Origin of the sequence: Denitratimonas organivorans (assembly GCF_037478135.1) — a bacterium.
Lineage (GTDB): Bacteria > Pseudomonadota > Gammaproteobacteria > Xanthomonadales > Xanthomonadaceae > Denitratimonas.
Genome location: NZ_JBBHDV010000002.1, coordinates 70,576 through 91,180 on the forward strand (window position 1 = coordinate 70,576; position 20,605 = coordinate 91,180).

General features: G+C 66.5%; 18 protein-coding genes. 14 read left to right on the forward strand and 4 right to left on the reverse strand.

Going from position 1 to position 20,605, the window contains the following annotated elements:
- Window positions 1–180: 180 nt before the first annotated feature.
- The 14 genes from fabD (at window position 181) to WDB66_RS02685 (ending at window position 13,829) form a co-directional block, all read left to right on the forward strand.
- On the forward strand, window positions 181–1,122 hold the full coding sequence (gene fabD, locus WDB66_RS02620; protein WP_339396901.1) for an ACP S-malonyltransferase: 942 nt from the start codon (window positions 181–183) through the stop codon (window positions 1,120–1,122).
- Window positions 1,119–1,862 (forward strand): 3-oxoacyl-ACP reductase FabG, encoded by a 744-nt coding sequence (gene fabG / locus WDB66_RS02625; protein ID WP_339396903.1) that lies wholly within the window; start codon window positions 1,119–1,121, stop codon window positions 1,860–1,862. Before fabD ends, fabG begins: the two co-directional genes overlap by 4 nt.
- A gap of 116 nt (window positions 1,863–1,978) precedes the next feature.
- A complete protein-coding gene (gene acpP, locus WDB66_RS02630; RefSeq protein WP_339396905.1) occupies window positions 1,979–2,218 on the forward strand; it encodes an acyl carrier protein in 240 nt (79 codons plus the stop codon).
- A 94-nt stretch (window positions 2,219–2,312) separates the two neighbouring features.
- Window positions 2,313–3,551, forward strand: a complete 1,239-nt coding sequence (gene fabF, locus WDB66_RS02635) for a beta-ketoacyl-ACP synthase II (RefSeq protein WP_339396907.1) — start codon at window positions 2,313–2,315, stop codon at window positions 3,549–3,551.
- Between the two features lie 149 nt (window positions 3,552–3,700).
- Window positions 3,701–4,096: a hypothetical protein gene (locus WDB66_RS02640; RefSeq protein WP_339396909.1), complete on the forward strand. Its 396-nt coding sequence runs from the start codon at window positions 3,701–3,703 to the stop codon at window positions 4,094–4,096.
- Window positions 4,069–5,466, forward strand: coding sequence for an aminodeoxychorismate synthase component I (locus WDB66_RS02645; protein WP_339396911.1), 1,398 nt, complete (start codon window positions 4,069–4,071; stop codon window positions 5,464–5,466). Before WDB66_RS02640 ends, WDB66_RS02645 begins: the two co-directional genes overlap by 28 nt.
- An 82-nt stretch (window positions 5,467–5,548) precedes the next feature.
- On the forward strand, window positions 5,549–6,622 hold the full coding sequence (mltG, locus tag WDB66_RS02650; protein ID WP_339396913.1) for an endolytic transglycosylase MltG: 1,074 nt from the start codon (window positions 5,549–5,551) through the stop codon (window positions 6,620–6,622).
- Entirely contained in the window at window positions 6,619–7,245 is a 627-nt protein-coding gene (gene tmk, locus WDB66_RS02655; RefSeq protein ID WP_339396915.1) for a dTMP kinase, read from the forward strand. The genes mltG and tmk overlap by 4 nt, the downstream gene beginning before the upstream one ends.
- Window positions 7,242–8,225, forward strand: a complete 984-nt coding sequence (gene holB, locus WDB66_RS02660) for a DNA polymerase III subunit delta' (protein ID WP_339396917.1) — start codon at window positions 7,242–7,244, stop codon at window positions 8,223–8,225. The genes tmk and holB overlap by 4 nt, the downstream gene beginning before the upstream one ends.
- A 76-nt stretch (window positions 8,226–8,301) precedes the next feature.
- Window positions 8,302–8,661, forward strand: coding sequence for a PilZ domain-containing protein (locus WDB66_RS02665; protein WP_339396919.1), 360 nt, complete (start codon window positions 8,302–8,304; stop codon window positions 8,659–8,661).
- A 121-nt stretch (window positions 8,662–8,782) separates the two neighbouring features.
- Window positions 8,783–9,253: a hypothetical protein gene (locus tag WDB66_RS02670; RefSeq protein ID WP_339396921.1), complete on the forward strand. Its 471-nt coding sequence runs from the start codon at window positions 8,783–8,785 to the stop codon at window positions 9,251–9,253.
- Window positions 9,250–10,497, forward strand: a complete 1,248-nt coding sequence (locus WDB66_RS02675; protein WP_339396923.1) for a lipoprotein-releasing ABC transporter permease subunit — start codon at window positions 9,250–9,252, stop codon at window positions 10,495–10,497. Before WDB66_RS02670 ends, WDB66_RS02675 begins: the two co-directional genes overlap by 4 nt.
- 16 nt (window positions 10,498–10,513) lie before the next feature.
- Window positions 10,514–11,230 carry a lipoprotein-releasing ABC transporter ATP-binding protein LolD gene (lolD, locus tag WDB66_RS02680; RefSeq protein ID WP_489670809.1) on the forward strand — a complete coding sequence of 239 codons (717 nt, stop codon included), beginning with the start codon at window positions 10,514–10,516 and terminating at the stop codon, window positions 11,228–11,230.
- Window positions 11,231–11,447: 217 nt separating this feature from the next.
- On the forward strand, window positions 11,448–13,829 hold the full coding sequence (locus tag WDB66_RS02685) for a DNA internalization-related competence protein ComEC/Rec2 (RefSeq protein WP_339396927.1): 2,382 nt from the start codon (window positions 11,448–11,450) through the stop codon (window positions 13,827–13,829).
- On the opposite strand, the gene WDB66_RS02690 is transcribed toward WDB66_RS02685, so the two are convergent.
- The 4 genes from WDB66_RS02690 to WDB66_RS02705 all read right to left on the reverse strand — a co-directional run bounded on the left by WDB66_RS02690 (window position 13,792) and on the right by WDB66_RS02705 (window position 20,599).
- Complete coding sequence (locus WDB66_RS02690; RefSeq protein WP_339396929.1) at window positions 13,792–14,958, reverse strand: class I SAM-dependent methyltransferase; 1,167 nt, start codon at window positions 14,956–14,958, stop codon at window positions 13,792–13,794. The genes WDB66_RS02685 and WDB66_RS02690 overlap by 38 nt on opposite strands.
- A 123-nt stretch (window positions 14,959–15,081) precedes the next feature.
- Window positions 15,082–16,521 (reverse strand): exodeoxyribonuclease I, encoded by a 1,440-nt coding sequence (gene sbcB, locus WDB66_RS02695; RefSeq protein WP_339396931.1) that lies wholly within the window; start codon window positions 16,519–16,521, stop codon window positions 15,082–15,084.
- A 12-nt stretch (window positions 16,522–16,533) separates the two neighbouring features.
- Window positions 16,534–19,227, reverse strand: a complete 2,694-nt coding sequence (locus WDB66_RS02700) for a GGDEF/EAL domain-containing response regulator (RefSeq protein WP_339396933.1) — start codon at window positions 19,225–19,227, stop codon at window positions 16,534–16,536.
- Between the two features lie 94 nt (window positions 19,228–19,321).
- The gene (locus tag WDB66_RS02705; protein ID WP_339396935.1) at window positions 19,322–20,599 is read right to left on the reverse strand and encodes a TraB/GumN family protein; all 1,278 of its coding nucleotides are present in this window, start codon (window positions 20,597–20,599) and stop codon (window positions 19,322–19,324) included.
- Window positions 20,600–20,605: the final 6 nt, after the last annotated feature.

Below are 20,605 nucleotides of genomic sequence, written 5' to 3' on the forward strand. Positions count from 1 at the left end.
GCGTGTACGCTGCACAACGGCTGCACGGTTGATGCGCTGTTTTCAAGGTGCTTCGGGCACCTGTCGCAGCGGGTTCCGGCCACCGTCAGGATGCATGTTCCGGGCTGTACCCTACGCCGCAGTACAGACGTTCGTGCGCGGTCTGCCTTATCATCGCCGCCCTTTGGCAACGGGGTCGTCATGTCTGATTCGCTGGCATTCGTGTTTCCAGGCCAGGGCTCGCAGTCGCTGGGCATGCTGTCGGGCTTTGCCGACCTGTACCCGGTGATCCGCGAGACCTTCGCCGAAGCGTCCGAAGGCGCCGGCGTGGACCTGTGGGCGCTGTCGCAGCAGGGGCCGGAAGCGCAGTTGAACCGAACTGAATACACCCAGCCGGCGCTGCTCGCGGCCAGCATCGCGCTGTGGCGTGTGTGGCTGGCCTGCGGTGGAGAGCGTCCGGCGCGTCTTGCCGGGCATAGCCTGGGCGAATACAGCGCGCTGGTGGCCGCGGGCGCGTTGTCGCTCGGCCAGGGTGCGCATCTGGTACGCCTGCGCGGCCAGCTGATGCAGGGCGCCACGCCGGATGGCAGTGGCGCGATGGCGGCGGTGATCGGTGCCGAAGAGGAACTGGTGCGCGAAGTCTGCGAAGCCGCCGCTCAGTCCCAGGTGGTGGTACCGGCCAATTTCAACTCGCCCGGACAGATCGTCATTGGCGGCCATGTCGAAGCGGTCGACCGCGCGCTGGCCCTGCTGGCCGAGCGCGGCGTGCGCAAGACCGTCAAACTGGCGGTCAGCGTGCCTTCGCATACGCCGCTGATGCGCGACGAGGCCAACCGCCTGATGGAAGCGATGCGCGGGCTGTCCTGGCAAACGCCGAACATCCCGGTGGTGCAGAATGTCGATGCCCGGGTGCATGACGGCATCGGGTCGATCCTGGACGCATTGGTGCGGCAGCTGTACCAGCCGGTGCAATGGACTGCCTGCGTCCAGGCGCTGGCCGCCGCCGGTACCACCCGTATCGCCGAATGCGGTCCGGGCAAGGTGCTGACCGGCCTGGCACGACGCATCGACAAGCAGATCGAGGTACGGGCGCTGGGCGAACCGGCCGATTTTGATGCAGCTTTGGAGGCGTGGGTGCAATGAGTGATGTACTGAAAGGCGAGATCGCACTGGTCACCGGTGCCAGCCGCGGCATTGGTGCGGCGATCGCCGACACGCTGGCGGCGCAAGGCGCGCGCGTGATCGGCACCGCCACGTCCGAAGCCGGGGCGCAGGCCATTTCCGCACGTCTGGCGGCGCATGACGGCGCCGGCCGTGTGCTGGATGTCAACGACGCGGCCGCCGTGGAGGCGCTGCTGGCCGACATCGGCAAGGAGTTCGGCACGCTGTCAATCCTGGTCAACAACGCCGGCATCACCCGCGACAATCTGCTGATGCGGATGAAGGACGAGGACTGGCAGGCGATCATCGACACCAACCTGACCAGCGTCTACCGCACGTCCAAGGCGGTGATGCGCGGCATGATGAAGGCGCGCCATGGCCGTATCGTCAACATCGCCTCGGTGATCGGTGTGACCGGCAATGCCGGCCAGGCCAATTACGCTGCGGCCAAGGCCGGCATCATCGGCTTCTCCAAGTCGCTGGCCAAGGAAATCGGCAGCCGTGGCGTCACCGTCAACGTGGTGGCGCCGGGCTTCATCGAAACCGACATGACCCGCGACCTGCCCGAGGACGCGCGCCAGGCGATGCTGGGCCAGATCGCGCTGGGCCGTCTGGGTGCGCCGCAGGACGTGGCCAATGCGGTGTTGTTCCTGGTATCCCCGGCGGCAGCGTATGTCACCGGTGAAACCCTGCACGTCAATGGCGGCATGTACATGCCCTGATTTACCGGCGCGGGCGCACCCCGTGCGCCCGGCCACAGTTCCAATGCGCCGGCGGCTGGCTCGCCTCGTCGGCGTCCACTACAATGCGCGGGCTTTTTCCCGGAGGTTTAGAACCAATGAGCAGCATCGAAGAGCGTGTCAAGAAGATTGTCGTGGACCAGCTGGGCGTGAAGGAGGAAGACGTCACCGCCAACGCCTCGTTCGTCGACGATCTGGGCGCGGATTCCCTCGACACGGTCGAACTCGTGATGGCGCTGGAAGAAGAGTTCGAGTGCGAGATTCCGGATGAGGAAGCGGAGAAGATCACCAGCGTGCAGCAGGCGATCGACTACGTGACGGCCCACGTCAAGTCCTGATCCAGCAAGCCAGTCCGGGGCCGCTTGTACCGGCCCCGTGCCGGCCGTGGCGGCCCCGGAAAGCCGGCATCCCAGCCCTATTGAGGAGAGCCCCATGACCCAGCGTCGTGTCGTCGTCACCGGCCTTGGCATCGTTTCACCCGTCGGCAACACCGTCGCCGCCGCCTGGGAGTCCATCACCCAGGGCCGCTCCGGCATCGGGCCGGTTACCGGTTTCGACGCATCCAGCTTCGCCACGCGCATTGCCGGCGAAGTGCGGGATTTCGATATCAGCGCCTTCGTTTCACCGAAGGACGCGAAAAAGATGGACCCGTTCATCCACTACGGTGTGGCCGCCTCCGCGATGGCGCTGGCCGATTCGGGTCTGGAGATCACCGAAGCCAACGCCGAACGCATCGGCGCGATTGTCGGCTCGGGCATCGGCGGCATCCTCGGCATCGAGGAAACCTCGATCAAATATCACGAAGGGGGTGTCCGCAAGATTTCCCCGTTCTATGTGCCCAGCACCATCATCAACATGCTGCCGGGCCAGATCAGCATCCTGAATGGCATCAAGGGGCCGAATTTTTCGGCGGTGTCGGCCTGTGCCACGTCCAATCATTCCATCGGCACCGCGATGCGCCTGATCCAGCACGGCGATGCCGATGTCATGGTCGCCGGCGGCGCCGAGCGCGGCTCCTCGCCGACCTCGATGGGCGGCTTCTGCGCGATGAAGGCGATGTCCACGCGCAACGATGAGCCGACGCGCGCTTCGCGCCCGTGGGACCGCGAGCGCGACGGCTTCGTGCTGGGCGATGGCGCCGGCATCCTGATCCTTGAAGAATACGAACACGCCAAGGCGCGTGGCGCGCGCATCTACTGCGAACTGGCCGGCTTCGGCGCCAGTTCCGACGCTTACCACATGACCGCGCCGGCCGAGAGCGGCGAGGGCGCGGCGCGCTGCATGGTGTTGGCGCTGCGCGATGCCGGTCTGGCGCCCGAGGCCATCGGTTACCTCAACGCGCACGGCACCTCCACGCCGCTGGGCGATCTGGGTGAAACCCTGGCGATCAAGAGCGCCTTCGGCGATCACGCGCAGCGCTTGATGGTGTCCTCGACCAAGTCGATGACCGGCCATCTGCTGGGTGCCGCCGGCGGCGTGGAAGCGATCTTCACCGTGCTGGCACTGCACCACGGGCTGATCCCGCCGACCATCAATCTGGACGAGCCGGGCGAAGGTTGCGATCTGGACTACGTGCCGAACCAGGCACGCGAAGCAAAGGTCGAGGCGGCGATGTCCAACGGCTTCGGTTTTGGTGGCACCAACGGATCGCTGGTGTTCCGGCGGATCTGAGGATTCCCTGCTCTCCCGCTGTGGTGCGGCTCTTCAATGGCACCCGCATGATGTGCTCCCTCTCCCCCGTGCACGGGGGAGAGGACTTTCGCCGCATGCAGCCCGAAGGCACAGGTATCCGTGGCGTTACTTTGTGAGGTTCAGATCGGATGAGACTCCTGCTCTGGCTCCAGGGGCTTTGGTGTCTGTGCTGGCTTGTGTTTGCGATGTTCGGGGCAGGGCGGATGCCTGTGGGCGCTGCGCTTTCCTTCTGGGTGATCACCTTGTTGTACTGCGCGGCGACGCTGGGCGTGGCGATGAAATCACGAGTCAGTTGGCTGCTTTCCTTTATTCCGCCACTGGCGGTGCTCGGTTTCATGGGGCCGCGCATCCTTGCCAATCTGATCGCGTTCGTGGTGGATGACCCGATATATGTCGATTCTCCGGGCACCATCATGATCGTGGTGGTCATGACGCTGATCTGGTTGGTCCCTGCGATTGCATTGATCCTTGCACTGCTGCGGATACGCCTGCAGATATGGAGCCGGGGAATAGCATCGTGTTGAGTGTCCGGCTCCCACGTCCCATCGATCCGCTCGCCTTGCAGCGTCGCAATCCAGGCCGCTATCCATTGCTGATGGAAAGCGCCGCGTTCGAGCCGGTGCGTGGGCGATACGACCTGTTGCTGGCGTTCCCGCAATCCGGGTTGCGCCTGGATCGCGATGGCGTGGTCCGTGATCTGGAAGGTGAAGCGCAGGTTGGTGATTTTGCCGAAGTGCTGGATGCCGCCTGGCGTGCGGGCCGCAATGCGGCAGCGGATGAAGCTGCTGACCTGCCGTTCACCGGGGGCTGGGCGCTGTATTTTTCCTACGAATTCGCTGCCGTGGTCGAACCGGTGCTGGAATTGCCGCCGGCGCCTGACCGTTTGCCGCTGGCGCTGGCGTTGCGTTGCCCTGCGGCGCTGATCGTGGACCGGCGTGAAGGCGCGGCGTGGCTGGTGGCCGAGGCCGGGCAGCAGGCGCTGCTGGAGCAGATGCAGGCCGATATCGTGGCGCTTGATGCAGATTGCGACACGGCCGCATCGGCCAGCGATGCCACGCAGCCGGTGGTGCTGGCCGTGCATGAGGCGCCGGATACGGAGTTTCTCGGTGCGGTGCGCCACGCGCTGGATTACATCGCCGCCGGCGACGTCTTCCAGGTCAACCTGTCGCGTCGCTGGGAACTGCAACTGGCCCCGCAGTGCAGCGCGGCCGATGTCTATGCGGCGCTGCGCCGCGCCAATCCGGCACCGTTTGCCGGCCTGCTGGTCTGGGATGACTGGGCCATCGCCAGCTCCTCGCCCGAACGGCTGGCGGCGGTGCAGGGCGGATACGTGGAAACCCGCCCGATTGCCGGCACCCGGCCGCGCCTGTCCGGCGATGACGAGGACGCACGCATCCGCGAGTTGGTCGAGCACCCGAAGGAGCGTGCCGAGCACATCATGCTGATCGATCTGGAACGCAACGATCTGGGCCGCATCTGCCAGCCCGGCAGCGTTGAAGTCGATGAGCTGATGGCGGTGGAAAGCTACACCCACGTGCATCACATCGTGTCCAATGTGCGCGGCCGGCTGCGGCCGGAGGTGACGCCGGGCCAGGTGCTGCGCGCGGTATTCCCCGGCGGCACCATCACCGGCTGCCCCAAGGTGCGCTGCATGCAGATCATTGCCGAGCTGGAAGGCCAGGGCCGTGGCGCCTATACCGGATCATTCGGCTGGCTGGGCCATGACGGCAGGATGGATCTGAACATCCTGATCCGCACCCTCACGCTGCAGGATGGGCACGCGACGTTCCGCGCCGGCGCCGGCATCGTGGCCGATTCGCAGCCGGAAGAAGAACTGGCCGAAACCCGGGCCAAGGCGCGCGGATTGATGCGTGCCTTCGGGCTGCAAGGCTGAGCCTCGGGTATCCTTGCATCATGCCTTTCCCCGTCTTTTTGCTGTTGCCGGCGTTTGCGCCCGCGCCTGATCGGAGCCGCCGATGAGTTCCGCGTCCTCCACCGGAGGCCGCCGCATCTGGCGCCTGCTGCTGCTGTTCCTGCTGCTCGCGCTGCTTGCTGCAGCGGCGGCCGGCGCCTGGCTGTACCAGGATTACCAGCGCTTCACCCATGCCCCGCTGGCCACTGACGGGCAGGTGCGCATCATCGACATCCCGCGTGGGCAGGGCTTCCGCGGCGTGGTCGGGCAATTGCAGCAGCAGGGCGTCGACGGTGGCGTGCACGAGCTCTACTGGCGGGCGCTGGCATGGCAGCACAAGGCCACGATCCAGGCTGGCGAATACGAAGTCGGGCCGCGACTGACGCCGCTGACATTGCTGGAAAAACTCGCGCGCGGGCAGGTCATCCAGCATCGCTTCACCCTGGTCGAAGGCTGGACCGTTCACGAATTGCGCCTGGCGCTGGCGCAGGACCCGGTGCTGGTGCAGACCCTGGCCGGCGTATCCGAAAACGAACTGCTGGCCCAGGCTGGCATCGACAGCATGATTGAAGGTGCCAGCGGACAGGTGTCGCCGGAAGGGCTTTTCCTGCCCGAGACCTACCACTTCACCCGCGGCACCACCGATGCGCAACTGCTACGGCGCGCCCACGATGCCCTGCGCAAGGCGCTGGGAGATGCCTGGGATGCGCGCCAGGCCGGCCTGCCGCTGGCGTCGCCCTACGAGGCGCTGGTGCTGGCTTCGATCATCGAAAAGGAAACCGGCCTGCCGGAGGAACGTGGCGAAGTTGCCGGTGTGTTCGTGCGCCGGCTCAAGCTGGGTATGCGGCTGCAGACCGACCCCACCGTGATCTATGGCCTGGGCCCGGATTTCTCCGGTCCGCTGCTGCGCCGTCATCTGGATGCAGACACGCCGCACAACACCTATACCCGCGCCGGCCTGCCGCCGACGCCGATCGCGCTGCCGGGGCGGGCCTCGATCAAGGCCGCGCTGGATCCGGCGCCGGGCGACACGCTGTATTTCGTCGCGCGCGGCACCGGCGGGCACGTGTTTTCGCGCACATTGCAGGAGCACAACCGTGCAGTGGCCGAATACCGCCGCAGGATGCGCGGGCAATGACGGGCCGGCTGATCACGCTGGAAGGCGGCGAGGGTGCGGGCAAGTCGACCGCGATGGCGCATCTGGCCGCGCGTATCGCGGCGCGTGGCGTGGAACTGGTGCAGGTGCGTGAACCCGGCGGTACCGCGACCGGTGAAGCGATCCGCAAGGTACTGCTGGACCCGGCCCATGCCGGCCTGTGCGCCGAAACCGAGCTGCTGCTGATGTTCGCCTCGCGCGCGCAACTGGTGCGTGAAACCATCCGGCCGGCGCTGGCGCGCGGCGCGGTGGTGCTGAGCGACCGTTTCACCGATGCCAGCTTCGCCTATCAGGGCGGCGGGCGTGGCATCGATGCCGGCCGCATCGCCGAACTTGAACGCTGGGCCTGCGGCATCAAGCCGGATCTGAGCCTGCTGCTGGATCTGCCGATCGACCAGGGTCTGGCGCGCGCACGGGGGCGCGGCCCGGCGGACCGGATCGAGAATGAAAGTGATGGATTCTTCGAACGCGTGCGCAGTGCTTATCGCCGTCGCGTCGCGGAAGAACCGGCGCGCTGGCGCGTGATCGATGCCTCGCAGCCGGTCGAGCAGGTGCGCGCGGCGCTGGATGCGGCGCTGGATGGCTGGTTCGGAGCAGGGGCATGAGTGCCGACATGCCGACGCCCTGGCAGCAGCGCGCCTACGCCCAGGCCATCGTTGCGCTGGATGCAGGACGGCTGCCGCATGCGCTGCTGGTGGGCGGTCCGGCCGGGCTGGGGAAGCTGGCACTGGCACGTCGTCTTGCCCATCGGCTGATGTGCAGCACGCCGGCTGGCGGCGATGCCTGCGGCCAGTGCCGAAATTGCACGCTGATCGCCGCGGGTACGCACCCGGACCTGATCGAAGAAACTTTCGAGATCAACGAAAAAACCAAGGAACTGCGCAAGGAAATCCTGATCACGCAGGTACGGCGGCTGGGTGAAAAACTGGTGCTGACGCCGCAGATCGCCGCTGGCCAGGTGGCGCTGGTGTATCCGGCCGAGGCGATGAACCGCAATGCCTTCAATGCATTGCTGAAAACCCTGGAAGAACCGCCTGCCGGCCGCACCCTGATCCTGATCGCGGATCGGCCGCAGCGCCTTCCGGCCACGATCCGCAGCCGTTGCCAATGGCTGCGGCTGGAAATTCCGCCTGTGGCTGAAGCGCTGGCTTGGTTGCAGGCGCAGGGTCATGCGCCCGTCGTGGCGCAGCAGGCGCTGGAAGCAGCGCAGGGAAATCCCGGCCTGGCCGAACAGTATCTGGCCGAAGACGGCATCAGGCTGCGCCAGGCCGTGGCTGCGGATCTGGCGGCCTTGGCGCAGCAGCGCGCCGGTGTGGCCGAGCTGGCCGCCGCCTGGATGGAGGATCGGCCGGCGCTGCGCCTGCGTTTTTCCGGCGAACTGGTGCGCGACCATCTGGCGCAACGCGCCGGTGCGCCGCGCCCGGATGCACTGGCGGCGGCTGGTCTTTCCGTGCTGCCGCCGGTTGAAGCGCTGGGCGACTGGTTCGATGCCTGCGCCCGCACCCTGCGCGGCCTGGACAGCCCGTTGCGGCAGGATCTGCAACTGGCCGAATTGCTGATCGGCTGGCAACGTCTGGCGGACTGATCGCGCAGCATATCGCTGGACCGATGCCGCCGCTCCGCTCTAAGATGCCGCACTCACGCGTTCAGGGGACCTTGCCATGTTGCCAGGCGCCGGCTCTGCCCGACAGGGTGTCCTGTCGTTGGCGATCAAGGAAAAAAGCCAGCTTTACGGAGCCTATATGCCGTTCCTGAAAGGCGGCGGCATTTTCGTGCCCACGCCCAAGCGCTACAGCTTGGGCGATGAAATCTTCGTGATGCTGACCCTGCTGGACGACAAGGAACGCCTGCCGGTGGCCGGGCGCGTGGTCTGGGTCACGCCTGCCGGCGCGCAGGGCAACCGCACCGCCGGCATCGGGGTGCAGTTCAACGATTCGCCTGAAGGCGAAATGGTACGCGGCAAGATCGAGACGCATCTGGCCGGCATGCTCAGCGGCGAAAAACCCACCTTCACAATGTGAGCGGCGTAACCGCCCGCAGCGGCGGTGCAGCCCGGCTGACGAACACGCATGACCGCCTGCGATCACAGCGCATATTGCTGAAAGAGCGGCTGCCGCACGGACTGGAATGCCGGTATTCCACATGATCCGCTCGTCCGCACCGCCGATCCGTTTCCTGTTGCCGCCTTCATCGGTTCTGACGGTGGTCTTGCTGTTGCTGGTACTGGCAGCAGGGGTGGCGCTGTGGCTTTCTGCCCTGCCGCGCTGGGTTTTGATGCTGCTGCCACTGTTTGCCGTGCTGGGCTGGCGCGGGCTGCGTCGTGGCCTGCCGCTGGAGCTGGTATTGCGCGGTGATGGCACTGCGGTGCAGCAGGATGTGAACGGAAATTCGCGGCCGGTCGAGCTGCTGGCGCTGCACGAGCGTGGTCCGCTCGGGGTGCTGGTTCTGGAAAGCGATGGCCGCCGAATACACCTGCCCTGGGCCGGCGACAGCCTGCCGCGAGCGCTGCGGCGTGATATCCGGCTCTGGTTGCGGCGACATGCCGCTACACTGCGCGACCCGGCAGGGCGCCGCCCTGCCGCTTCCTCCACTGGCATGACGGGTTCTGGATGATCAGACCGCTGGAACTGGCGATCGGGCTGCGCTACACCCGCGCCAAACGACGCAACCGCTTTATTTCCTTCATCTCGCTGGTGTCGATGCTGGGTATCGCGCTGGGTGTGGTGGCGCTGGTCGCGACGATCTCGGTGATGAACGGCTTCGAGACCGAATTGCGCAGCCGCATCCTGGGCATGGTGGCGCACGCCACGATCAGCGGCGCCGGCGAAGATCTGCGCGACTGGCCACGCGCGCTGGAGCTGGCGCAGTCCGATCCGCGCGTGCTGGGTGCAGCGCCCTATATCGAACGCGAATCGCTGATCACCGGCCTGCGCAGCCAGGGCGCGCTGTTGCGCGGCGTCGAGCCGGCGCTGGAACCGACGGTGTCCGAGCTGGGCGAAAAGATGAAGGCCGGCGCGCTGGATGACCTGACCCCCGGCGGTTTCGGCATCGTCATCGGCACCGAACTTGCGATGGTGCTGGGTGCGGACATCGGGGACGCGGTGACGGTGCTGGTGCCCGAGGCGCGCAGCACGCCGGTTGGCGTGGTACCGCAGATGAAACGCTTCACCGTGGTCGGCATTTTCGAAGCCGGCATGCAGGAATACGACATGCAGATGGCGATCATCCATCTGTCCGACGCGCAACGCCTGCTGCGCATGGGCGAGGGCGTGACCGGCGTGCGCCTGAAACTCACCGACATGTTCCAGGCCTGGCATGTGGCGCGCGATCTGGCCGACCGCATGGGCGATTTCTACCGGGTGCGCGACTGGGCGCGTGACCACACCAATTTCTTCCGCGCGATCCAGATGGAAAAGAGCGTGATGTTCGTGATCCTGTCGCTGATCGTCGCGGTGGCCGCGTTCAACCTGGTGTCCTCGCTGATCATGCTGGTGACCGACAAGCAGGCCGATATTGCGATCCTGCGCACGCTCGGCCTGTCGCCGGGTTCGGTGATGGCGGTGTTCGTGGTGCAGGGGGCGCTGATCGGCGTCATCGGCATCGTCGCCGGCGTCATCGGTGGCATCGTGCTGACGAAGAACCTCAACCACGTGATGCACTTCATCGAACGCATCCTCGGCTTCGAGCTGATGCCGGCCGATGTCTACTACATCAGCGGCGGGGTGCCGACCGAACTGCGCAGCGACAACCTGCTGGCGATCACCGCGATTGCGTTCGTGATGTGCATGCTGGCCACGCTGTACCCGGCCTGGCGTGCCTCGCGCACCGATCCTGCCGCGGCGCTGCGCTATGAATAAGAACCGGGAATCGGGAATGGGGAATCGGGAACCGGATCAGGCTGGGATCGTGCTCGCGTGCCACGGGCTTTCCAAGATCTATGCCGAAGGCGATCTGCGCACGCCGGTGTTCGATGGGCTGGAATTGCAGGTGGCGCGTGGCGAAACCGTCGCCATCGTCGGTGCCTCGGGTGCCGGCAAGAGCACGCTGCTGCATATCCTCGGCGGGCTGGACACGCCCAGCAGCGGCGATGTGTTCGTGCAGGGCGAGGAAATGAGCCGGCTGTCCAATGCCGCACGCGGCCGGCTGCGCAACCGCGCGCTGGGTTTCATCTACCAGTTCCATCACCTGCTGCCTGAGTTCACCGCGCTGGAAAACGTGATGATGCCGCTGCTGATCCGGCGCACTCCGCAGCATGAAGCCGCAGAAGCCGCCCGCGTGTTGCTGGAGCGCGTCGGCCTGGGCGCGCGGCTGGGGCACAAGCCGGGCGAGCTTTCCGGTGGCGAACGCCAGCGCTGCGCGGTGGCCCGCGCCCTGGTCACACGCCCGGCCTGCGTGCTCGGCGACGAACCGACCGGCAATCTCGACGAAAAGACCGCCGCGCAGGTCTACGCGCTGATGCTGGAACTGAACCGCGAAGCCGGCACCAGCTTCGTGCTCGTCACCCACGACCGCCGCCTGGCACGCACCATGGACCGCGCGCTGGAACTGGCCAACGGCCGCCTGAGAGAGTTGGCAGCCGACGAGGTGTAATGCGCCAGCCGGGATTCCGGTGTCGGACATCGCTTCGCTCAGCCCGACTTATGGGAAGCTGGGTGGTTTCCGGGCGAATTGTGAATAGGTCGGGGTGAGCGCAGCGAACCCCAACGCCACAAGGGTGTTTGCGTGAGAGCGTGATTGCCGGTGCCGGGATTCCGCTATCGGGCATTGCTTTGCTCAGCCCGACCTATAGCAAGTCGGGACGTTCTGGGTGAAACGGATTGCCCGCATCGGCAAGGTGTCCGACGATGCAGGCATGACCCCACGTCTTGATCTCATCTTCGGCATCGGTCTGTGTGCCGGTGCTGTGGCCGCGATGGCGCTGCCGCAGGCGTTGCCGGGATGGCTGTGCTGGTGCGCTGTGGCGCTGGGCATCGTGCTGCTACTGTGGCGTCCGCGCTGGCGCTTGCCGGCCGGCGTGGGCATCGGCTTGGGCTGGGCGGTGCTGGTAGCAGTCGGGGTGATGGATGCGCGCCTGCCGCCGGAGCTGGAGGGCGAGGATCTGGTTATCGAGGGCCGGGTGCGCGATCTGCCGGAAGCCGCGCCGGGGCAGCTGCGTTTCCAGTTCGTGGTCACGCGCGGCGAGGGTGCCGCGCAGGTGCTGGAAGGGGCACGCCTGCGGTTGGGTTGGTATCGCAGCGAAATCGTTCCGGCACCGGGCAGCCACTGGCGGCTGGCGGTGCGGCTCAAGCGTCCGCGTGGCAGCCTGAATCCGGGCGGTTTCGATTACGAGCGTTATGCGCTGGATTACCGCATCGCGGCGATCGGCTATGTGCGCGATGGCGATGACAACCGCGAACTTTCGCCCGGCGGCGGTATTGACCTACTGCGCTTGCGTATTTCCGATGCAATTGCGCAAGCGGTCGATGCGCCACGCGCGCGCTTCGTGCAGGCGCTGGCGGTGGGTGATGTGCGCGGGCTGGATGGCGATGACTGGCATGTGCTGCGTGCCACCGGCATCGCCCATCTGATCGCGATTTCCGGTCTGCATGTGGGCATGGTGGCCGGCTTTGGCGCGTTGCTGATACGGCTTGCGTACCGGCTGTTTCCTTCACTTGGCCTGCGCCTGCCATTGCCGCAGGCGGCGGCTTTCGCGGCGTTGCTGGCGGCGACTGGCTACACCGCGCTGGCCGGCTTCGCCTTGCCGACGGTGCGCACCCTGCTGATGATCGGCGCGGCGTTGCTGGCGGTGTTGTGGCGGCGTCGTTTCGATCCGGTGCAGGCCTTTGCGCTGGCCTGGATCGTGGTGCTGCTGGTCGATCCGCTGGCGGTGCTCAATGCCGGATTCTGGCTGTCGTTCCTCGGCGTGGCCTGGCTGTTGTGGTGCCTGCCGCGCGCATTGGTCGAAGTCAGGTGGTGGCGCAGTCTGGTGTCGGCGCAGGGCGTGATGACGCTGGGGCTGTTGCCGCTGACGGTGTGGTTCTTCGGTCAGGCGTCGGTGGCAGGGCCGCTCTGCAATCTGCTGGCGGTGCCGGGGGTGAGCCTGGGGGTGGTGCCGGTGGCGCTGGCCGGGACACTGCTGGAACTGGTGCATGCGGGTGCCGGTGCCTGGCTGTTCCAGCTGTCGGCCTGGCTGATGCAGGCGGTGTGGGCGCTGTTGGATCCGGTCGCGGGCCTGCATGGCTCGCTGGTCTACCTGCCCGAACCCGGCCCGCTGGCGTTTGCGCTGGCTTTGGCCGGTGCGTTCTGGCTGCTGCTGCCACGCGGCATGCCGGGCAAGCTGCTGGCGTTGCTGCTGTTCGCGCCCTTGCTGTTCCCCGCGCTGCCACGTCCGGCGCCGGGGCAGGTGATGGTCAGCGTGCTGGATGTCGGGCAGGGGCTCTCGGTGTTGTTGCGCACCGCCGATCACACGGTGCTGTACGACGCCGGCCCGGCCTTTCCCGGCGGCCTGGACATGGGCGAAGCGGCGGTGGTGCCGGCCCTGCGCGCGCTGGGCGTGACGCGGCTGAATCTGTTGATCGTCAGTCACGATGACAACGACCACAGCGGTGGTGTGGATGCGGTCAAGCGGGCCTATGCGCCGGAACAGGTGGTGGTGATGCGCGGCCAGCCGCAGCAAGGTGAGCGCTCGTGCGAGGCCGGCATGGCGTGGGAGCTGGATGGCCTGCAACTGCGGATACTGCATCCGCCCGAGCACTTCCCGTATCTGGGCAACGACAGTTCCTGCGTGCTGCGGCTGGAGGCCGATGGGCGCGGCCTGCTGTTGCTGCCCGGCGATATCGGCCAGCTGATCGAGCAGCGCCTGGTGCGCGAACAACCATCCGCGCTGCCGGCGCAGGTGCTGGTGATGCCGCACCACGGCAGCCGGACCTCGTCATCGGAAGCTTTCATCGATGCGGTGGCACCGCAGCGCGCGCTGATCGGTGTCGGTCACCGCAACCGCTTCGGCCTGCCGCGCGAGGACGTGCTGGCGCGCTATGTCGAACGCGGCATCGCGCTCGACGACACCGCACGGCACGGTGCCATTCACCTGCTGCTCGATGCCGATGCCGATGTCGATGTTCCGGCGGTGCCGCGCTACGAGCGTCTGGCGCGGCCGCGGTTGTGGCGTGAACTCAGCCCGTCAACGACGCCAGCGGGCCGAAATAAATGAGATGCCAATAGGCGTCGGTTTCGGCCAGAACCGTCAGGTTGCTGGAATCGGGCGCGTCGATCCGCAGTTCGCAGCGCCAGCCGCAGTTGGCGAAATCCGGTCGCCCGAAGGCTTCGGCCACGTCCGGCCGGGGAATGCCGGTGCTGATCTGGAATTCATTGCCGCCCAGCGCGATCCGGACATGGTTCAACGGATGGCTCTCATCGAAGGACACGGCCCAGCCTTCCAGCGTGAGTTTGCCGTGCGTATCGGCCTTGCGGACATCCAGCCAGCCCCATGCCCCGCGCACGAGCTTGTTCTTGATTGATGGCAGATCGAGGGACGCATCGCCGCTCACCAGATAAAGATCCTGTTCGTGCGCAAGGCAGCGTTCCAGCCGCACACAGGTCAGATCCTGGCGGTAACGCCGCACCAGCTGTTCGACGTAATTGCCGCTGACATGCGTGGTGCCGTAGCTGTCCGCATCCAGTGGCGTGACCTCGCTTTCACCCACGAACTGGAGTCCGTCGGCGTCCGGCACGGCATCGCCCATCGGCTTGGTGCTGAAACACAGCACGCCGGTGGGCGTCAGCATCGACAGCAGTTTCTCCAGCCACGGTGCGAACAGTTCGGCCGGCAGATGCGAGAACAGCGACGCGGCCCAGATCAGGTCGAAATCGCCTTCATGCTTGAAGTCGGACGGGTGCGTGGTGGAGGCGATGGTGTCGATGCCGAGTTCACGCTCGATGAAGTCCAGCGCATCGAGCTGGATTTCCGAGGCATGAAGTTCGATGTTTTTCAGGCCCGCCGTCATGAAACGCAGGCCACGGCCATGGCCGCAGGCGAAATCAAGGACGCGCAGGGTGTCCTGCCCTTTGCGCGTCAGCCGGATGATCTGGCTCAACAGCGCATGCTGCTGGATGCCGATCGAATGGTATTGCGCCAGCGCGGCCCCGGCATCCCGGTGTCCGGCCACCGAATGCAGCAGCATCTGGTCGTTGGGATCGATGGTGGTGACCACGGGCGCGTCCGGCGGCTCGGCCATGCCGGCGCAATGGTGGGCGATGCGTGAAACCAGTTCGGAAAACCCGCTGCTTTCAGACAGCAGGCGGGTCTGGTTGAAGAACTCGTTTACGTGTGTGTCATCCATGTACGAATCGATCCTTCAGGAGTTGAAACCGTGGTGGCCACCGTTCCTGTACGGGGGTGACCGGGACGTGCGGCTGTTGTCGGGCGGCGACATTCCGGTGTCGCGTACGGGGCCGGGACGAGCTTACAACGAGCGCCGCACCTGCCTGCCCCAGTCTTCCAGCGCATCGAGGATGCGGTGCGCGTCGGGGCCGGCATCGGGTGTGGTGCGCAGCTGAGCGATTTCGGCGAAATAGGTGTCGAAATCGTATTCGGACAGTTCGCTGCCGCTGGCAAGACGTTCGCGGCGATGCTGCTGCCAGCGGGCGTGGTCGTCGGCCGGCAGGGCGTCGGGCCAGTTGCGGGCGCGGAAGCGGAAAGCCAGCTCTTCGTAGCGCGGATCGTTGAAGCCGAATTGCCCGCCGGCGGGCGCCTGTTCCCGCTGCCGTCGCACCTGGCCGAACAGGCGTTTGTCGTGGTGATCGGGGAAGCCGGTGTAGATCGCCAGATCCGGGTCCAGTTCGATATCGTCCGGGCGCGATTGGCCGAAGACCTGACGCACTTTTTCCGCCAGCCGGGGGGTGTCGCGCAGGCGCTGGGCGTGGGCCAGTTCGCGTTCCAGATCGATGCCGAACACGGTTTGCTGTTCCGGGCTCAGGTGGCGCAGTTCGATCAGGATCGGTGCGCGGTTCAGATGCACCTGTTTCAGGCCGATGCGGGCCACGCCTTCGGGCAGATCGGCGCGCGGGGTGTAGAGACGGCCGAGGATGTCTTCGGCCGGCAGTTCGATCAGCGGCGTGGGGTCGTCGGCCAGGTCGCAGACGATGATCTGGTTGGAAATCTGCGGGTGCGGGCACAGCGGCAGCACCAGTCTTCCGCAGCCCTGCGCGGCCGGATAGCGCTGCGAGATATGCAGCACCGGGGTCATGTTGGCGTAGTCGAGCAGGGCGGCGGCGCGGCGTTTGTCGCGCAGATCCAGCGCGTAGTCGAACAGCTTGGGCTGGGTCTGGCGCAGCAGGCGTGCCAGCGCGATCGTGGCTTCCACATCGGACAGCGCATCGTGCGCGCGGCTGTGGACCAGACCGTTGGCGCCGGCCAGCTGTTCGAGCTTGAAGCCGGGCGCGCCGTCGTCGCGCAGTGGCCAGACGATGCCGCCCGGACGCAGCGCGCGCGCCATGCGCACCGCATCGATCAGATCCCAGCGCGAGTTGCCGTTGCGCCATTCGCGTTCGTAGGGATCGAGGAAGTTGCGGTAGAACAGGTTGCGGATGAATTCGTCGTCGAAGCGGTAGCTGTTGTAGCCCGCCACGCAGGTGTCCGGGCGGCACATTTCATCAAAGATGCGGGCGGCGAATTCGGCTTCCGGCAGCCCTTCGGCCTGCGCCTGCTGCGGGGTGATGCCGGTGATCAGGCAGGCGCCGGGCGAGGGCAGCAGATCGTCGGCGGGACGGCAGAAGAACATCTGCGCTTCTTCCACCGGTTCCAGGTTTTCATCGGTGCGCTGCGCGCCGAATTGCGCGATGCGGCTGCGGCGCGCGTCGCGGCCGAAGGTTTCCAGGTCGTACCAGAGGAAGTGCCGGGACATCGGGCAGCAGACTCAGCCGCCGCGCGCGGCATCGAGCCGGATCACGTTGTCGGTCACGGGAAGATCGACGCTGTCGGGTCCGGCTTGAGCCGCCACCGCAGGCGTGCCTGCCGGGCGCGCGGTGGGTGCTGCCGGAACCGCCGGCAGCTGGCCAGTGATGCGCGCGGTGGCCGGACCCTGGGCCAGCAGTTGCAGGCGCGGATAGCCGATGGCGAAGCCCTGGGCGAAATCCACGCCGCATTCGTGCAGCACGTGCAGCGTTTCCAGATTCTCGACCCATTCGGCCACGGTGCGCTTGCCGGTGGTCTCGGCAATGCTGGCCAGCGCCGCGATCACGGTGCGGTCGAGCGGATCATCCGGCAGGCCCTGCACGATGCTGCCGTCGATCTTGAGGAAATCGGCATCCAGCTGGCGCAGGTAGGCGAAGGTGGAGAAACCGGTGCCGAAGTCGTCGATCGCGATATGGCAGCCGAGCATGCGCAGGCGCTTGAGCAGCGCGCGTACGCCGACGATGTCATCCAGCGTGCGCGACTCGGTGATCTCGAAGATCAGTGCGGCCGGATCGACGTTGTGCAGCACCAGGCAATCGGTGACGAAATCCACCAGCGAATCGTCGGCCAGGCTGTCGGCCGACAGGTTGATCGTCAGCGACAGCATGCGGTGGTAGTTGCGCACCTCGTGCAATGCGCCGATCGCGCGGCGGATCACCCAGCGGTCGATGTCGGCCATCAGGCCGAAGCGTTCGGCCGCCGGCAGGAACACCGATGGCAGGATCAGATCGCCGTCGGTGCCGTGCAGGCGCAGCAGCGCCTCGAAGATCATCGGCTCGTCCGGATTGCGCAGGAACTGGCGCTGCCACAGCTCGGAAGGCGGGTGCTGGCCGGTTTCATTCTCGATGCCGCGCAACGGCACGATGGGCTGGAACACCAGTTCGAAACGGTCCTGCAGCAGCGCGTCCTGCAGGCGCGTGGACCAGCCCAGTTCCTCGGTCATCGTGGCCAGGTCGTCGCGCTCGGGGTTGTAGACATGGCAACGCGCGCGGCCGGCGTTCTTGGACTGGTAGCAGGCCAGATCGGCCTGCGCCATCGCCGTCTCGGGCGAGGTGGTGAGGCGGTCGAGTGAGGTGGCGCCGATCGACAGCGTGATGCGGTAGGCCTTGCCGGCGTGGGTGAAGGGCGCATTGCTGATCGCGGTGCGGATGCTGTCGGCCAGCGGCGCGATGTCCTCGGCCGGCACGTTGCGCAGCAGGATCGCGTATTCGTCGCCGCCCATGCGCGCGATCTGATCGCCGGGGCGCAGCTGCGAGCGGATGCGCTTGCTGACTTCGATCAGCAGTTCGTCGCCGGCGCCATGGCCGGCGGTGTCGTTGATGTATTTGAAGCGGTCCAGATCGACGAACAGCAGCGCCGCGGTTTCATTGTTCTGGCGCAGGCGTTGCAGTTCCAGATCGAGCTGGCGCTCGAACCAGGCGCGGTTGTGCAGCTGCGTCAGGCTGTCGTGCTCGGCCTGCCAGCGCAGCTGCTCCTCCAGTTTGCGCTGCGCGGAGACATCGCGGAAGGCCACGACCGAGCCGCGCCGGGTGCCGTCCACATGCAACGGATAGACTGTGCCTTCCACCGGAATCGGCAGGCGCGAGGCGGTCCAGAACACCGATTGCCAGTGCGGCAGGATTTCGCCGTTGCGGTAGGACAGCGACAGCTCGCCGGGCAGCTCCGGATTCCATTCGCCGCTGGCGCCTGGATGGATGGCTTCGGCGGCCTGTTTACCGATCAGCAGGCTGGCATCGGGATAGCCCAGGATCTGCACCGCCGCCGGATTCATGAACAGAATCGTGCCATCGGCCTCGACCCCGAATACGCCGTCGCCCACCGCCGCCAGGATGCCTTCCAGGCGGCGGCGTTCGGCATCGATGGCCTTGCGGTCGTGCACGGTGCGCGCCAGCGAGGCCAGGCGCGCCAGGAACAGATCCCTGGTTTCGCTCTTGAACAGGCACTCCACCGCGCCTGATGCCAGCGATTCGACGATGACCTCGTCCGAATAGGTGCCGGTGATGATCGCCGCCAGGATGTGCCGGGTCTGCGGATGGCGACGCAGCGCGGCGATCAGCGCGGTGCCGTTGCGGCCGGGCATGAAGTAATCAACGATGGCGATGTCGAATGGTCGCGACAACGCCAGTTTCAGTCCTTCCTCGGCGCTGGACGCGGTTTCCACCTGATAGCCGTGGCGCTGCATCAGGCGGGTGAAGGCGGTCAGCACGGTGGGCGAGTCGTCCACCAGCAATACGCGCTGCGGGCCGCGCGGCGGCTCGGGCGGTACCGCCGGCAGGAGCTGCTGGGTGCCGGCGTGTTCGATCTGCTGCCCGACCTGGGTGTATTCGCTCCACATCAGCAGCGAGGTGCGCAGGCGCGACATGCGCCATTGCGCGATGGCGTCGCTGCCGACATCGGTCAGCAGCACCACCGGTACGTGCTGCCAGCGCTCTTCGTGCAGCAGTTGGCGCAGGTCGCGGTCGGCGGCTTCGAGTTTTTCCGGCCAGCCCAGCACCACGGCCTCGATCGGCACGGCACGGTTCTGCGCCTGCGACAGCACCCGATGGCTGTCCTGCGCCGATGCCGGTGCGATCACGTCCCAGCCGCGCTGGCCCAGCAGCATCGCCAGCGCGCGCCGCCGTGTGGGCGAGGCTTCCGCCACCAGTACCGATTTCATGTCGTTGCCATCGCTGGATGTCCCCCGTTCCCCGTGCTGTCCGGCATCGACATTCCCTGACATTCCTCGTGCCGGGGAAGGTGTGGATGCGGGGTTACAGCAGGCGCTTGAGCATACCCCAGCCGGCCAGATAGACGCCGGCGACCGTGCCCAGGTTGGTCAGGAAGAAGTTGACGAACACGCGCGCCACGCGATTCTTCCACCAGCCCGACAGGCTGCCGACATCATCGCGCAAACGCGAAAAGTCCGCGACCGTCGGGCGCCGCAGCCAGGCTTCCGTCCAGGCGCTGGCCATGCCCGAGGACAGGGCCGGATGGAAGGGCGTGAGCGGCGAGACCACGAAGGCGGTGATCAGGCTGAACGGGTGGCCGCCGGCCAGCAGGCAGCCGATCAGGCCGCCGATGCCGGTGAAAAGCACCCAGCGCAATACGAATTCGGTGCCGACATCGGCGCCCTGCCAGAAACCCCAGGCGAATCCGCCCAGCAAAAAGATCGTCAGCGCCGCGCCGAACCACGCGCCCCAGGGCTTGGGCGGCGGCACCACGCTGAGCGCGGCGGTTTCGGCATCAGGCGGGGTGCTGTCTTCGGCCAGATAGCGCGCCAGTCCGGCCAGATGGCCGGCACCGACAACGGCCAGCACGCGCAGGCCCGGGCGCGCGTCTGATTCGGCCCGCAGGCGCGCGGCCATGTAGCGGTCGCGTTCGTCGATCAGGGCTTTGAACAGGGTTTCATCGCGGCTGGCGAACTCGTGGAAGCTGCTTTCCAGAATGTCGCCGTGCTTGAGCCGCTCGATTTCGGCCTCGTCCACGTCGTCCTTGATGATCAGGCTCATCGCCAGCCCACTCATCAGCGTCATCCGGCGCCAGAAGCCGACTGCGGCCGAGGTGCGGCGCAGGGTGACGCCGACATCGCGGTCGATGCGCCAGACCGGCAGTTCCCGGCCCCGTGCCTGTTCGATCGCGGCGCGCATTTCCGCACCTGGTTCCACGCCCAATTGTTCGGCCAGACGGCGCTGATAGGCCGACAGCGCCAGGTTCGCCGCGACCAGACCGATCTTGCCCTGTCGGATGACTTGGAAGACATCCAGCTGCGCCATCGATTCGGGCGCGGTCATGGCCTGGTAGCGCGGTTCGCACAGCTCGACTGCAACCGCGTCGAACTCGCGCTGCTGGATCAACGCGATCACCGCCTCGATGCTGGCGCGCGAGACATGCGCGGTGCCCAGCAGGGTGTAGTGCACGCCATCGCGTTCCAGTTCGATGATCGGCTGACCGTCGAGCGGGTCCAGTGCCGCCGATGAATCCATGCCGGAACGGGTGGCTGCGGTGGTGTCGGAGGTGTTGTCGTCAGGAGCGTCGGGCAGGGAAGTCATCAACAA